13 protein-coding genes, 1 rRNA gene and 1 pseudogene are annotated in these 14,038 nt (G+C 61.6%); 13 read left to right on the top strand and 2 right to left on the bottom strand.

Features of this window, described 5'->3' with window-relative positions; genetic code table 11:
- The first annotated feature begins 11 nt into the window (after nucleotides 1–11).
- Nucleotides 12–128: ribosomal RNA gene (gene rrf / locus FYJ31_RS01815) — 5S ribosomal RNA — on the top strand.
- Nucleotides 129–315: 187 nt separating this feature from the next.
- Here rrf and FYJ31_RS01820 read toward each other — a convergent pair.
- Nucleotides 316–1,143 carry an aldo/keto reductase gene (locus tag FYJ31_RS01820; RefSeq protein WP_154535820.1) on the bottom strand — a complete coding sequence of 276 codons (828 nt, stop codon included), beginning with the start codon at nucleotides 1,141–1,143 and terminating at the stop codon, nucleotides 316–318.
- 308 nt (nucleotides 1,144–1,451) lie between these two features.
- Between FYJ31_RS01820 and FYJ31_RS01825 the strand changes: the two genes are divergently transcribed.
- From FYJ31_RS01825 to priA, 8 genes are all read left to right on the top strand, one after another.
- Nucleotides 1,452–2,918 carry a xylulokinase gene (locus tag FYJ31_RS01825; RefSeq protein WP_162859194.1) on the top strand — a complete coding sequence of 489 codons (1,467 nt, stop codon included), beginning with the start codon at nucleotides 1,452–1,454 and terminating at the stop codon, nucleotides 2,916–2,918.
- A gap of 12 nt (nucleotides 2,919–2,930) precedes the next feature.
- On the top strand, nucleotides 2,931–3,224 hold the full coding sequence (locus FYJ31_RS01830) for an acylphosphatase (RefSeq protein ID WP_143723531.1): 294 nt from the start codon (nucleotides 2,931–2,933) through the stop codon (nucleotides 3,222–3,224).
- Between the two features lie 101 nt (nucleotides 3,225–3,325).
- Nucleotides 3,326–4,723 carry a histidinol dehydrogenase gene (gene hisD, locus FYJ31_RS01835; protein ID WP_012577199.1) on the top strand — a complete coding sequence of 466 codons (1,398 nt, stop codon included), beginning with the start codon at nucleotides 3,326–3,328 and terminating at the stop codon, nucleotides 4,721–4,723.
- Entirely contained in the window at nucleotides 4,720–5,880 is a 1,161-nt protein-coding gene (locus tag FYJ31_RS01840; RefSeq protein ID WP_012577200.1) for a histidinol-phosphate transaminase, read from the top strand. Before hisD ends, FYJ31_RS01840 begins: the two co-directional genes overlap by 4 nt.
- An 85-nt stretch (nucleotides 5,881–5,965) precedes the next feature.
- Nucleotides 5,966–6,565, top strand: a complete 600-nt coding sequence (gene hisB / locus FYJ31_RS01845) for an imidazoleglycerol-phosphate dehydratase HisB (RefSeq protein WP_065436261.1) — start codon at nucleotides 5,966–5,968, stop codon at nucleotides 6,563–6,565.
- Nucleotides 6,565–7,359, top strand: coding sequence for a hypothetical protein (locus FYJ31_RS01850; protein WP_154535821.1), 795 nt, complete (start codon nucleotides 6,565–6,567; stop codon nucleotides 7,357–7,359). The genes hisB and FYJ31_RS01850 overlap by 1 nt, the downstream gene beginning before the upstream one ends.
- Nucleotides 7,360–7,392: 33 nt before the next feature.
- A complete protein-coding gene (gene hisH, locus FYJ31_RS01855; RefSeq protein WP_154535822.1) occupies nucleotides 7,393–8,040 on the top strand; it encodes an imidazole glycerol phosphate synthase subunit HisH in 648 nt (215 codons plus the stop codon).
- A gap of 68 nt (nucleotides 8,041–8,108) precedes the next feature.
- A complete protein-coding gene (priA, locus tag FYJ31_RS01860; RefSeq protein ID WP_012577204.1) occupies nucleotides 8,109–8,834 on the top strand; it encodes a bifunctional 1-(5-phosphoribosyl)-5-((5-phosphoribosylamino)methylideneamino)imidazole-4-carboxamide isomerase/phosphoribosylanthranilate isomerase PriA in 726 nt (241 codons plus the stop codon).
- A gap of 103 nt (nucleotides 8,835–8,937) precedes the next feature.
- Here the strand turns inward: priA and FYJ31_RS01865 are convergent.
- Nucleotides 8,938–9,099: pseudogene (locus tag FYJ31_RS01865) on the bottom strand (DUF2252 family protein); the annotation flags it as partial.
- A gap of 147 nt (nucleotides 9,100–9,246) precedes the next feature.
- Here FYJ31_RS01865 and glnA point away from each other — a divergent pair.
- The 4 genes from glnA (at nucleotide 9,247) to FYJ31_RS01885 (ending at nucleotide 13,977) form a co-directional block, all read left to right on the top strand.
- A complete protein-coding gene (gene glnA, locus FYJ31_RS01870) occupies nucleotides 9,247–10,584 on the top strand; it encodes a type I glutamate--ammonia ligase (protein ID WP_012577205.1) in 1,338 nt (445 codons plus the stop codon).
- A gap of 19 nt (nucleotides 10,585–10,603) precedes the next feature.
- On the top strand, nucleotides 10,604–11,815 hold the full coding sequence (locus FYJ31_RS01875; protein ID WP_185968264.1) for an MFS transporter: 1,212 nt from the start codon (nucleotides 10,604–10,606) through the stop codon (nucleotides 11,813–11,815).
- A 240-nt stretch (nucleotides 11,816–12,055) separates the two neighbouring features.
- Nucleotides 12,056–12,979: an ABC transporter permease gene (locus tag FYJ31_RS01880; RefSeq protein WP_012577207.1), complete on the top strand. Its 924-nt coding sequence runs from the start codon at nucleotides 12,056–12,058 to the stop codon at nucleotides 12,977–12,979.
- Nucleotides 12,976–13,977: an ABC transporter permease gene (locus tag FYJ31_RS01885; RefSeq protein ID WP_154535823.1), complete on the top strand. Its 1,002-nt coding sequence runs from the start codon at nucleotides 12,976–12,978 to the stop codon at nucleotides 13,975–13,977. Before FYJ31_RS01880 ends, FYJ31_RS01885 begins: the two co-directional genes overlap by 4 nt.
- Nucleotides 13,978–14,038: the final 61 nt, after the last annotated feature.

Genomic DNA, 14,038 nt, shown 5'->3' on the forward strand with positions numbered 1-14,038 from the left:
AAGAGAAGATTTGCGGCGGTCATGGCCCAGGTGAGACGCCCGGTCCCATTCCGAACCCGGAAGCTAAGGCCTGGCACGGCGATGGTACTGCACTCGACAGGGTGTGGGAGAGTAGCACGCCGCCGCATCACACGTACAGGAAGCCCCGATACCTTGAAGGTACCGGGGCTTCCCGCATATCCGAAACCAACAAGACAAGACACCGACAAGACATAGGCTCTCGCAACTAGGGTGCGGCCGAATCGAAAGCATATAGAAGAGGGAACCCTCAAATGACGGAGAGTTCCCTCTTTGCGTATCTGGACCTATAAAGGTCTAGAAATTGAAATTGTCAGGATCGGCACCGTTGCGCTTGCCGGTGTTGATGGCGGAAATGGCGGTCATATCATCGACTGTTAGGTTGAAGTCGAAGACCTCGAAGTTCTGCTTGATACGCTCGGCATGGGTGGACTTGGGCAGCACGACGATGCCGCGCTGGATGTGCCAGCGAATCACCACTTGGGCAGGTGACTTGCCGTACTTGGCACCGATCTCGGCCAATACTGGGTTGCTCAGCAGGTTGCCGCCGGTACCGCCGAGCGGACTCCAAGCTTCAGTGTGAATGCCTTTGGCGCGTAGCTGTCCGATAAGTTCCTGATTGGTGAACTGCGGAGAAGACTCAATCTGGTCTACGGCAGGCACCATATCGTTGTGGGTCAGCAGCTCATCAATATGATGCTTTTGGAAGTTACTGACGCCAATGGCCTTGGCACGGGCAGAGGCATAAATCTCCTGCAAGTCATCCCATGCCTGCTGCCAGCCGTCTGCCGGCCAGTGAATCAGATACAGATCCACATAATCCACGCCCAAGCGGTCGAGGCTTTCTTGGAATGCATCCTTGCCACGGCGTGCGCGAATATCGTCATTCCACAGCTTGGTGGTCAAGAAGAAATCGCTGCGCGGCACACCAGCACGGCGAATACCTTCACCTACTGAGGCTTCGTTGCGGTAAATCATTGCGGTATCGATATGACGGTAGCCATTCTCCAGAGCCGTCTGCACCGCGTTCACTGTAGTATCACCATCCGGTGTCTGGAATACGCCCAAGCCCACCTGCGGGATGACAGTGCCGTTGTCCAGCATAATTGTCGATTGAATTGCCATAATGCCTCACTAGTCGTAGTATTCGTTCAATTTCCCATTCTAGAAACAAGACGATGCAATGAGCCGCGTTTCGCGGGCAAAGAATTGCGTAATGTTGGCGTGATTCTCGTTCATTAGGTCATTATTGCATTCATTAGGTCAATGGGTCCAGGGTCTTCGGCATCAGAACCCAGTCATTACGCCATTCCTGAAGAGCCGTCTTACGGCATACCGACCTAATGAACGTGAAATCGGCCTAATGAATGCAACGAGTAAGCGGCTACGATAATAACCAGTAGAATCACAACCCAGATTGAAGGGGAGAGCACGTGGCAGAGGAATATGTGGCTGCATTCGATGCAGGGACCACGGCGTTGAAGGGTGCCTTGGTTGATAGGCGAGGCCGTATCGTAGCCAGTGCGAGTAGTGAGCTTAACCTTATTATCAACGGCGACTATCGGGAACAGAGCCCCGACCAATGGTGGCAAGCCTTCTGCACGGTTTCCAAGCACATGATTGAGCAAGCGCGGCAATCCGAGTCAAAATTCAATGTGACTCGCATTCGTGGCATCATCTTCAGCGGTCAGATGCAGGATGTTATTGCTTTGAACGGCGAGCTCAATCCCGTCCACAATGCCATTCTGTATTCGGATGGCCGAGCCGAGGAACAGGCCAAGCAACTCGCCGAGACATATCAGGGCGGTGCAGAACGTTTCCTGAACACCGTTGGCAACCGGCTCGAAGGCTGCTTGCCGTTGCCGAAGCTCATGTGGCTGCGCGAACACGAGTCGGAAACGTACGCGCGCATTCGTCATGTATTGATCAGTTCCAAGGATTACTTGATTGCCCAATTGACCGGCGAATGCGTGGGCGATGTGGCGGCGTGCTCCACAGCTGGGGCCATGAATATCCGTAATGGCCAGTGGGATGCCGAATTATGCGAGGTTGCAGAAATCGACATGACCATATTGCCGCAACTGCATAATCCGCAGGACTGCATTAGCATAGTGACGGAATCCGCTGCACAACGCGCCGGTTTCTCCGCTGGAACTGCGGTATACGCGGGCATTGGCGATGCGGGTGCCACCACGCTGGCCAGCGGTGTCAGCCGCCCCGGCCAATACAACATCAATATCGGCACCTCAGGTTGGATTGCCACCGTTTCGCCCGAACCGTTCACCGACAAGCCCGGTGCTGCGAATCTGGCATTTGGTGTGGAAGAAGGATTCGTGAATGCGGTGCCATTCCTCAACGCCGGCGACGTACATAAATGGGTTACCGGCGTATTCGCTGATGGCGATTACGCAGAGGCGCATCGTCTTATCGAAACATCCGAACCCGGCTCCAACGGTGTGATGTGCCTGCCCTATTTGGTAGGGGAGCGGTTCCCCGTAATGAACCCGAATATTCGCGGGGCCTATGTTGGCCTCGATCCAGACACCACCAAGGCAGACATGATGCGTGCCGCGCTTGAGGGCGTGGCCTTCTCCATTCGTCAAGGTATGGAAAGCTTTGATGCCGAGCCTACCGAGATTTCCCTGATTGGCGGCGGAGCCAGAGAAAATGCGTGGTGCCAGATTCTGGCCGATGTATTGGAGCATCCCATCGAAGTGTTCGCCAATGCCGATATTCTGCCAGCAGTGGCGATGGCCTCGTTGGTGTTCAATGCACCAGACCTGCTGCAATCCGTATGTGAACGCACCGTATATCAGCCGAATCCTGACACCGCACGCACATATGCCGACGCATACCGGCGATTCCTGAGCCTCTACCCAATGCTGCGAACGATGGATTAGGGACTTAGTATCATGAGGCAATCGGCGAATTTGGTCCGCAAACATATAGTGGTCGCCGGACTGGTGCAAGGCGTGGGATTCCGTTATTTTACGATGACTCAGGCGCGTCGGCTTGGTGTACAGGGCTGGGTGCGCAATTGCCGCGATGGCTCGGTTGAGCTGGAGGCACAAGGTAGCAGCGACGCAGTGCAAGCCTTGGTTGAGCAATTAGCCATTGGTCCGCGATGGTCTGAAGTGAGTCACGTCGCCGTGCATGACATGCCGATTATCGATGAGACCGCTCGGGCATTTGGCGTGCATCAATAACCTGCATCACGAATCCACATCACGAACGATAATCTCACGATACGGGTGAACATGGGCGTTCCTCGCCGCTTAGGCCCCTCACGTTGGTACGATGGGGCTTTATGAGTGAGAACATCATGCGAATCATTGACCTGCGTGGTCAGCACCTGTCCCGTGCCGAACTGCTCGCCGCGATGCCGCGCGCCGCAATGGGCACTTCCGAAGCCACCGATCTGGTGCGTCCGATTCTGGACGATGTCAAGGAACGCGGTGCCGCGGCCCTGCGCGACTTCGAGGAGAAGTTCGATCATGTGCGTCCCAAGAACCTGCGCGTGCCGGTCGAGGCGATCAAGGACGCCCTGACCACGCTCGACCCCGAAGTGCGCGCTGCCATCGAGGAATCGGTGCGCCGCGCCCGCGCCGTGGCCGCCAACCAGGTGCCGAAGGACTTCTACACCGACCTCGCCGAAGGTGCCCGCGTGGCCGAACGCTGGATTCCGATTCAGCGCGTCGGCCTGTATGTGCCCGGCGGCAAGGCCGTCTACCCGAGCTCCGTCATCATGAACGCTGTGCCGGCCCAGGCCGCCGGTGTCGAATCGCTGGCCATTGCCACACCGCCCGCCCGCGACAATGAGGAAGGCCTGCCGAACAAGACCATCCTCGCCACCTGCGCCATCCTCGGTGTTGACGAGGTATACGCGGTCGGCGGCGCTCAGGCCATCGCCATGTTCGCATACGGCGCCAAGGGCAGCGAGCCACAAGATGGCGACATCCTGTGCGATCCGGTCGACAAGATCACCGGCCCGGGCAACATCTTCGTGGCCACCGCCAAGTCGCTGGTCTCCGCATTCGTGGGCATCGACGCGGTCGCCGGCCCCACCGAAATCGGCATCATCGCCGATGCAACCGCCAACCCGAGTCTGCTGGCCGCCGACCTCATCGGCCAGGCTGAGCATGATGAGCTCGCCGGTTCCGTGCTGTTCACCGACTCCACCGAGATTGCCGACAAGGTGCAGGAGAACCTCAAGTACCGCGTGCCGCGTACCGAGCACGCCGAGCGTGTCCACACGTCACTGTCCGGCACCCAGTCTGCCATCGTGCTGACCGACGGTCTCGACCAGTCCATCGACGCGGCCAACGCCTACGCCGCCGAACACCTTGAGATTCAGACCAAGGATGCCGATGCTGTCGTCAAGCGCATCAAGAACGCCGGTGCCATCTTCCGCGGCCCGTACTCCCCGGTGCCGCTGGGCGACTACATGTCCGGCTCCAACCACGTGCTGCCCACCGGCGGCACCGCCCGCTTCGCCGCCGGCCTCGGCGTGCACACCTTCATGAAGCCGGTCGAAGTCATCGAATACGACGAGGAAGGCCTGAAGGCACTCGCCGCCCGCATCAACGCCTTCGCGGTGTCCGAGGACCTGCCCGCCCACGGCGAGTGCGTGCTCTCCCGCTTCGTCAAGGATCCGTATGACAAGGCCACCCTGCGCGAGCAGGAGAAGGGAGCCGGTCTGCGATGAGCTCGATTCCCGCAAACCTGCCGTTGCGCAACGACCTGATCGGTGAGGAGCCGTACGGCGCTCCCCAGCTGGACGTGCCGGTGTGCCTGAACGTCAACGAGAACCCGTATGCGCCGGACCCGGCCGTATGCGACACCATCGCCAAGCGTGTGCGTGAAATCGCCCCCACGCTCAACCGATACCCGGACCGTGAGCACATCGAATTGCGTCAGGCATTCTCCGATTACCTGGCCCGCGAATCCGGTACCCGTCTGGACGTGGACGAGCTGTGGGGCGCGAACGGCTCCAACGAGATCATGCTCCAGCTGTTCCAGGCTTTCGGCGGTCCGGGCCGCACCGCACTCGGTGCCGACCCGACGTACTCCATGTACCCGGAGTACGCCCGCGACACCTTCACCGGTTGGAAGCTTGCCCACCGCAACGCCGACTTCACGCTGAACGTCGACAAGGTGCTTGAGGCCATCGCCGAGGTCAAGCCCTCGATGGTGCTGCTCACCAGACCAAACAACCCGACTGGCACCCCGTTGCCGATGGAGGATATCGAGTGTATTCTCGCTGCCTGCGAAACCGCTGAAGTGGCCGGCGCGGGCGAGGGCGTGCACCCGATTCTCGTCATCGACGAAGCGTACGTGGAATTCCGCAAGCCAGGCACCCCGAGCGCCGTGAGCCTGATTAAGGACCACCCGAACCTGGCCGTAAGCCGCACCATGAGCAAGGCCTTTGCCTTCGCCGGAGCGCGAGTCGGCTACCTAGCCGCATCCAAGGGCATCATCGACTGCGTGCGCATCGTACGCATGCCGTACCACCTGTCCGCCGTGACCCAGGCCGCCGCACTGGCTGCCTTCGAACACACCGATGAACAGCTGAGCCGTGTCGAGCACCTGCGCGAAACCCGCGAGGCCACCGCCGCATGGCTCAAGGAACAGACCTACAAGGACCAGCCGCTTGAAGTGGCCGAATCCGGCTCGAACTTCCTTCTGTTCGGCGGGCACTTCGACAAGCGCGAAGCCATCTTCGACGAGCTCCTGAAGCGCGGCGTACTCATCCGCGTGGTCGGACCGGACGGTTGGCTGCGCGTGTGCATGGGCACCGACGAGGAGATGGAGACCTTCCGTAACGCCCTTGTTGAAGTGCTTCGTATAGTGGAAGCAGCATAAGGGACGTTTCTTTCCGATTGCGGCGAGACCCGAAGCGATTCGAGTCCCGCCGCAATCCAATATGACGAATCACACAGGAGACATGATGGCAAGAACCGCGCACATCGTCCGCGAAACCAGCGAATCACACATCGACCTCGAACTGAACCTCGACGGCACCGGCAAAACCGATATCGATACATCCGTGCCGTTCTACAACCATATGATGAACGCGCTCGGCAAGCATTCGCTGATCGACCTGACCATCCACGCCCACGGCGACACCGACATCGATGTGCACCACACCGTGGAAGATACGGCCATCGTGTTCGGCGAAGCCCTGAAGCAGGCTCTCGGCGACAAGAAAGGCATCCGCCGCTTCGCCGACGCCACCGTGCCGCTCGACGAGGCGCTGGCCAAGGCCGTGGTCGACATTTCCGGCCGCCCGTACTGCGTGTGCAGCGGCGAGCCCGAAGGCTACGAATTCTGCATGATCGGCGGGCACTTCACCGGCTCGCTGGTCCGCCACGTCATGGAATCCATCGCCTTCCACGCCGGCATCTGCCTGCACATGCAGGTGCTCGCCGGCCGCGACCCGCACCACATCGCTGAAGCCGAATTCAAGGCGCTGGCCCGTGCGCTGCGCTTCGCCATGGAAATCGACCCGCGTGTAGACGGCGTGCCCAGCACCAAGGGAGCCCTGTGATGGCCGGCGACAAGTTCGATCCGGACGAATCGCACTTCTCCGACGAGGAGCTTGAGGCCGCGCTCGCCGGATTCGAGAAAGAATTCGCGGACGATTCGGCATCCGGCGATGCCAGTGATACCAGTGATGCCGCTGAAACAGCGGACGCTGCTTCAGCGAAGTCCGATTCCGACGCGAATGATGATACGGCTGATAAGGCTTCCGCTGATTCCAGCCAGCCTATGACCGATGACGTCACCGGGTCCGTCGCTGATGCGGTGAACGAGGCCATGGCCGACGTGGTCGACCCCTCGCTCGGCTTCGACAACGAACTCGCTGGACTGTTGGGCAATAAGGCGAAGGTGGCGTTGATCGTCACCCGTCTTGCCTCCGCCGAACTGTTGGCCGCGTTCTGCCAGCTGTCAGATATCTCCGCCGCATGCATCGGTGCCAATCAGGGGGCCGTCGCGGTGCTGAAGAATCTGGACGGCGACGGCCCGGAAGCCGCAGCCAAGGACCTGACCACCGTGGTATCCGGCATGGCCGTGATTCTTGCAGTCAATCGTGCCGACAAGCTCGAAGTGGCCATGTACGTGCAGGGAGAGGCCGGACAGAGTTTCGCGCCGCCCGTGCTGTTCACCTCCACACCGCGCTTCGTCGAGGACCTGATGCTCGGCATCGTAACTCTGAACCAACTCAAGACCCAAGGGTTTGAAGTGGTGGATTCCGCTGGACTCGACCATGACCAGGCGATGCAGATTCTCGCCAACCATACCAGACGCGGACGTGGCGGGCGCGGCTCCCGCATCGAATAGACGCCAACCAACCAGTAGGGGATAGGAGAGAATATGACCACAGCGGTTGTTTTCGATTACGGTTTCGGCAATGTACGTTCCATGGTGCGTGCGCTCGCCAATCTTGGCGTCGACACCACTCTCACCTCCGATTATCGTCAGGCGCTGGAGGCCGACGGTCTGGTCGTGCCGGGCGTGGGCGCGTTCGCCGCATGTATGGAGGGTCTGAAGAAGGTCGACGGCGACCGTGTGATCTATGATCGCATCCGCGCCGGCCGTCCGGTGCTTGGCGTGTGCGTGGGCGAGCAGATCATGTTCGAACACGGTCTGGAGCACGGGGTCCATGCCGCGGGCATCGGGCTGATCGGCGGTTCGGTGAACCTGCTGGACGCCGACGTGGTGCCTCACATGGGATGGGACACGATCGAGGCCGCCCCCGATTCGGTGCTGCTCAACGGCGTGGAGAACGAACGGTTCTACTTCGTGCACTCCTACGCCGCGATGGAAGTGAAGCCGGTGGATACGTCTCGTTTCGACATTGATCTGAGCGGTGCGCCCGAACGCGCGAGCTGGTGCTCGTACGGCCGGTCGCGTTTCGTGGCCGCCTATGAACACGGCCCGCTGTCCGCCACGCAATTCCACCCGGAAAAGTCCGGAGACGCCGGTGCCCAGCTCCTCAAGAACTGGATCGCCACACTGTAAAAAGCATGAAGCTCCCTCTGACGAGAGAGCTCAAATCGTGTATATGTAACTGAAGAAAGGCTCTTCTTATGTCGTTGACTCTGCTGCCCGCCGTCGATGTACGCGATGGCAAGGCCGTGCGCCTACGCCAGGGTGAATCCGGTTCCGAAACCGATTACGGTTCGCCGTTCGAGGCCGCCCGTACTTGGGTTGAGGCCGGTGCCGAATGGATTCACCTGGTCGACCTTGATGCCGCTTTCGGTACGGGCAACAATCGCGATCAGCTGCGTGAAATCGTTCACGAGCTTGGCGACCGCGTGAACATCGAACTGTCCGGCGGCGTGCGCGATGACGCTTCGTTGGACGCGGCCCTTGAGGCCGGTGCCGCCCGAGTGAACATCGGCACCGCCGCTTTGGAGAATCCGGATTGGACCGCTTCGGTCATCAAGAAGTACGGCGACCGCGTGGCTGTTGGTCTGGATGTGCGCGGTCACACACTGGCGGCGCGCGGCTGGACACGCGAAGGCGGTGACCTGTTTGAGACCATGAAGTTCCTTGACTCCGTGGGCTGCTCGCGTTATGTGGTCACCGACGTGGCCAAGGACGGCATGATGTCCGGCCCGAACATCCAACTGCTGCGTGAAGTCGCCGAACGCACCGACGCCAAGGTCACGGCTTCCGGTGGTATCTCCAAGCTGGACGATTTGCGCGCCATCAAGGAACTGGCTGAAATTGGTGTTGATTCTGCCATCCTCGGCAAGTCCCTCTATGCACGTGCGTTCACGCTCCAGGAAGCGCTCGCAGTCGCGAAGTAGACAAAGGACTCGCCTTGGCGAGACTGTTAATCTGCTTTCGCTCAGCTATCGCTTCACTCAGGTCTCGCCTACGGGCAGCCCACTGGGCTGTCCGCTTAACGGCTCAGCACGGGAGGTCGCCGGATTTGAGGAGTTTCTTGAAGACGGCGTAGTCTTCATCATTCTGTTCGGCGTAGCTGACGGCGAATGAGGCGATGGCCTGATCGAATTCGTCGGTGCCACCCATGTAATTGGCAATCGCGATCGAATCGCCGGTTCGCTCATAGTCACTACCATAGTGCCGTGCCGGCATGGGCCCGAGCCATGCCTGACATGCGGACCGGGGCATGTTGATGAAATATCGCGACTCGCTGGTGACGAACAGTGAGATGTTAACGCCCCTCGTAACACGGTTATGGAACGATAGGCGACTATGGATAAACAGCAGGAGTTTGCGCTGCGCACGGTCGAAGAACGCGACGTGCGCTTTATTCGTCTGTGGTTCACGGACGTGTTGGGAACACTGAAGTCCGTGGCGATTGCTCCGGCCGAACTGGAAGCCGCGTTCGAGGAGGGGCTCGGCTTCGACGGCTCCGCCATCGAGGGCATGACCCGTGTATCCGAGGACGACATGATCGTCCAGCCCGACCCTTCGACGTTCCAGATCCTGCCGTGGCGGGGCGGCCCGCAAGGCACCGCCCGCATGTTCTGCGACATCCTGACCCCGGACGGCGAACCCTCGCTCGGCGATCCCCGGCATGTGCTGAAGCGCACGCTCGCCAAGGCCAAGGACAAGGGCTTCACGTTCTACGTGCATCCGGAAATCGAGTTCTACCTGTTCGAAAGCCAGGACGACTGGTCCAAGACCCCGACCCCGATCGACGAGGGCGGCTACTTCGACCACGTGCCTCGCAGCCCAGGCATGGACTTCCGCCGCGCCACCGTGAACATGCTCGAGCAAATGGGCATCTCGGTGGAATACTCGCACCATGAGGCGGGGCCAGGCCAGAACGAGATCGATCTGCGATACGCGGACGCGCTCACCATGGCCGACAACATCATGACATTCCGTACGGTGGTCAAGGAGATTTCCTTGGAGCGCGGCATCCACGCCAGCTTCATGCCCAAGCCCCTGGCCGACGCGCCCGGTTCCGGCATGCACACGCACCTGAGCCTGTTCGAAGGCGATTCCAACGCCTTCTACGAGGCGGGCCAGGAGTTCAACATGTCCCTGACCGCCCGCCAGTTCGCCGCCGGCGTCCTGTACCATGCGGCCGAAATCTGCGCGGTCACCGACCAGTACGTCAACTCGTACAAGCGCCTGTGGGGCGGCAACGAGGCGCCGAGCTACATCTGCTGGGGCCACAACAACCGTTCCGCGCTGCTGCGTATCCCGCAGTACAAGCCGGGCAAGGGCAACTCCGCGCGCATGGAGTTCCGTGCGCTCGACCCGGTGGCCAACCCATACCTTGCCTACTCGGTGCTGTTGGCCGCCGGTCTCGATGGCATCGATAAGCAGATGCAGTTGGGCGAGCCCACCAGTGATGACGTGTGGGAGCTCACCGACGGCGAACGTCAGGCCATGGGCATTCAGCCGCTGCCGCGCTCGCTGGACGAGGCGCTGAAGATCATGGAGAAATCCGACTTCGTGGCCGACGTGCTCGGCGAACACGCCTTCGGCTACTTCCTGGACAACAAGCACCAGGAGTGGGAGGACTACAATCATCAGGTCACGCCGTTCGAACTGAAGAAGTACCTGCCGAAGCTGTGATGGAGGAGAGTGTCCCGAGATGAACGCACCGATGGACGGAGCAGGTGCCGGTCGTTTCTTCAACCCGCAGGTCGCCGTCCTGGTGACCGTCACCTTCATGCTGGGCATGAGCGAATTCGTGGTGGTCGGCATCCTTCCCGACATCGCCTCCGGCCTTCGGGTCTCCGAGGTGACCGCGGGCAATCTGGTGGCCCTCTTCGCGTTCGTGTACGCGCCCTGCACGCCGCTCGGCTCCGCCCTGTCGGCGCGGTTCCCCCGCTTCGCCACCTATATGGCGCTGATGGGCGTGTTCCTGGCGGGCAATGTCCTGTGCGTCCTCGCGCCGAACTATCCGGTGCTGCTGGTCGCCCGGCTGCTCATCGCGTCGGTGTCCGGCACGCTGGTGGCCGTTTCCATGACCTTCGCGCCCGACGTGACTACCGACAAATACCGCACCAAGTTCATCGCCTGGGTGTTTTCGGGATTCTCCATCGCCTCCGTGGTCGGTGTGCCGGTTGGCACCTGGGTTGCCGCCGCCTTCGGCTGGCGGGCCTCCTTCGCCCTGATTTCGATCCTCACCGCCATGCTGATGGCGCTGATGGCCGTGGTGCTGCCGCGTAATTCCCACCCGGCGCGAATCGGGTTCCTCCGGCAGTTCCGTCTGTTCTTCGACCGTCGCATCCAGCTTGGCGTGGCGGACGTGGTGTTCGGTGCGGCCGCATCCTATGTCTTCTACACCTATCTGACGCCTATCATGCGCGACGAGATCGGTGTGCCCGAGCACATGATCAGCATCGGCCTGGTGATATACGGTTGCGCCTGCCTGTGGAGCAACCTGTACGGCGGCACGTTGGCCGACAAGGGACATGGCGTGGAGCCGTTGACCCACATGCGCCCGGTCTACGGCGCTCAGGCCGTCTGCCTGTGCCTGCTGGCGTTCGCGTCGCTGGTGCCGGTCGCCGGAGCGCTGCTGCTGGTGGCGCTCGGCATGTTCATGTACCTGCAGAACGCCTCCTCCCAGGTGCTGTACATGGACGTGGCGTACCAGTCCCACCCCGGTTCGGTGAATCTGGCCGCTTCTCTGAATTCCATGTCGTTCAACATCGGCATCGCCATCGGCTCCGCGGTCGGAGGCATGGTCAACGACGCCCTTGGTCTGGCTTGGCTTGGCCCGTTCGGCGCGATTTTCGCGCTGCTCGCGGTCGGCACCACGACCCTGCTGCGTCCGTACGTCAGCCCGGTCGGGGAATGACGGGTGGCGTGACGCGCGGGAACGAAGGGTTTTTCCCGCGTGTCCCCGCGGCATGCCTTATCCGCCGATTGCCGTCCATTGATAACCTGCTATCCAAATAACCGATAAGGCCACAGCATGTCATCCTGCTGCGAAACCTTAATGTTAGGACACCGGCTGCAGGGGGACCCGGCTCACGGGCGCCCACCTGCGCGGATTGATGATTATCGGCATGTTCAGCGTGAAAATGGGGATGACAATATGACGGATGCGACGGCGAAAGCCGCGCCGAAGGCGGAAAGACGGCGGCGCGTTCTCCGTTCCGGCGCTCGCTCATCGATAGTGGTCGGCGGCGCCATCGTGCTGTTCTTCGTGCTGCTGGCGGTGCTGGCCGGGCCGTTGTCGGCCATCACCGGCAACGACCCGTACGCCGAGCATCCCGAGGCCTTGGGTGCCGGGTCGGTGCCGGCCGGATTCGGCGGCGGCATCAGTGCCCGGCACTGGTTCGGCGTCACCCCGCTGCGCGGCGTCGACCTGTTCTCCATCGTGGCGTACGGCTCACGGATCTCGCTGGGCATCGGCGTCGTCTCGTCGGTCATCTCGCTGGTCATCGGCGTGGCGCTCGGGCTGCTGGCCGGCTATTTCCCCGGGTTGGTCGATGCGCTGATCTCGCGCACGATGGACGTCTTCTTCGGCTTCCCGTTCCTGATCTTCGCGATCGCGCTGTCGGCGGTGGTGCCGCAGAGCTTCCCGAGGCCGGTGCTGCTGACGCTAGTGCTCGGATTCTTCGGATGGCCCGGCATCGCGCGTCTTGTCCGGGGGCAGACGCTGACGCTGAGCAAGCGCAATTTCGCCGTCGCGTCCAAGGTGATGGGCGCCTCGCCTGCCCATGTGCTGTGGCATCAGATCCTGCCGAACCTCATGCCGCTGCTCATCGTCAACATCACGCTGTCGATCCCCGGGCGCATCGGCGCCGAGGCGGGCCTGTCGTTCCTCGGCGTCGGCATGAACCCGCCGACGCCCTCATGGGGCCGGTCCATCTCCGACGCCGTGCAGTGGGCCCTGGTCGACCCGATGTATCTGATCTTCCCGGGCGCCGCCCTGTTCCTGCTGACCTTCGGCTTCAACCTGCTTGGCGATGGCCTGAGCGACGCCATCGACCCGCGCAAGGGGGTACGTGCATGAGAATCCTGCAATACATCGGCAAGCGCGTGGCGAGCTCGATCGTCGTCATCCTGCTCATCACGCTGGCGCTGTTCCTGATCTTCTTCCTGCTGCCGACCAATCCGGCGCAGCTGTCGTGCGGCAAGCCGTGCACGCCCGAGCAGCTGCAGCGGGTCTCCGCCTTCATGGGCACCGACAAGCCGTGGTACGAGCAGATGGGCAATTACGTGGCGGGCATCTTCGTCGGGCGCACCTTCGGCAGCGGCGGCGGCGCCGTGGTCTGCTCGGCGCCATGCCTCGGGTATTCGTTCCGTCTCAACGAATCGGTGAGCCAGCTGATCCTCGTCCGCTTCCCGATCACCGCGTCGATCGCGGTCGGCGCGGCCGTGCTGTGGTTGGTCATCGGCGTGGCGACCGGCGTGTGGGCGGCCCTCAAGCGCGATACGCTGATCGACCGCACGCTGCTCGGGCTGTCGATCGTGGGCGTTTCGGCACCGTCATACCTGATCGGCCTGCTGACGGTGATCGCCTTTTCGCTGGTGCTGCAGATATTCCCCAGCGGCGGGTACGTGAACTTCCACGACGACCCTGTCGGCTGGTTCACACATCTGCTGCTGCCGTGGCTGGTGCTGGCCGTGCTCAGCGCCGCCGGCTACACCAGGGTCACCCGCACGCAGATGATCGGCGAGCTGAGCCAGGACTACATCCGCACCGCCCGCTCCAAGGGCGTGCCCGAATCGGTGATCGTCTTCAAGCACGCGCTGCGCAACGCGCTGCTGCCCGTGATGACCATGTTCGGCCTCGATCTGGGCGGGCTGCTCGGCGGCGCGGTGCTCACCGAGAAGGTGTTCTCGATGCAGGGGCTCGGCTCGCTGCTGCTCGATTCCGTGTCGAACCTCGACCTGCAGGTGCTGGTCGGCGCGACGATATTCGCCGCCGTGCTGGTCATCGTCGCCAACCTGATCGTGGACATCTGCTACAGCCTGCTCGACCCCAGGGTCGCGCTCGGCACGAAGTAGTGCGGCTGCGGCCGCAACACGCGATACTTGCCGGTCTGCTCCACGGACCGGCACCGATAGA

This window comes from Bifidobacterium sp. WCA-178-WT-4B, from assembly GCF_009696495.1.
In the GTDB taxonomy this organism is placed as follows: domain Bacteria; phylum Actinomycetota; class Actinomycetes; order Actinomycetales; family Bifidobacteriaceae; genus Bifidobacterium; species Bifidobacterium infantis.

Excerpts from the sequence above, each read along its gene's own strand:
- FYJ31_RS01820 (WP_154535820.1), bottom strand. The coding sequence starts at position 1,143 with ATGGCAATTCAATCGACAATTATGCTGGACAACGGCACTGTCATCCCG.
- FYJ31_RS01830 (WP_143723531.1), top strand. The coding sequence starts at position 2,931 with ATGAGGCAATCGGCGAATTTGGTCCGCAAACATATAGTGGTCGCCGGA.
- hisD (WP_012577199.1), top strand. The coding sequence starts at position 3,326 with ATGAGTGAGAACATCATGCGAATCATTGACCTGCGTGGTCAGCACCTG.
- FYJ31_RS01840 (WP_012577200.1), top strand. The coding sequence starts at position 4,720 with ATGAGCTCGATTCCCGCAAACCTGCCGTTGCGCAACGACCTGATCGGT.
- hisB (WP_065436261.1), top strand. The coding sequence starts at position 5,966 with ATGGCAAGAACCGCGCACATCGTCCGCGAAACCAGCGAATCACACATC.
- FYJ31_RS01850 (WP_154535821.1), top strand. The coding sequence starts at position 6,565 with ATGGCCGGCGACAAGTTCGATCCGGACGAATCGCACTTCTCCGACGAG.
- hisH (WP_154535822.1), top strand. The coding sequence starts at position 7,393 with ATGACCACAGCGGTTGTTTTCGATTACGGTTTCGGCAATGTACGTTCC.
- priA (WP_012577204.1), top strand. The coding sequence starts at position 8,109 with ATGTCGTTGACTCTGCTGCCCGCCGTCGATGTACGCGATGGCAAGGCC.
- glnA (WP_012577205.1), top strand. The coding sequence starts at position 9,247 with ATGGATAAACAGCAGGAGTTTGCGCTGCGCACGGTCGAAGAACGCGAC.
- FYJ31_RS01875 (WP_185968264.1), top strand. The coding sequence starts at position 10,604 with ATGAACGCACCGATGGACGGAGCAGGTGCCGGTCGTTTCTTCAACCCG.
- FYJ31_RS01880 (WP_012577207.1), top strand. The coding sequence starts at position 12,056 with ATGACGGATGCGACGGCGAAAGCCGCGCCGAAGGCGGAAAGACGGCGG.
- FYJ31_RS01885 (WP_154535823.1), top strand. The coding sequence starts at position 12,976 with ATGAGAATCCTGCAATACATCGGCAAGCGCGTGGCGAGCTCGATCGTC.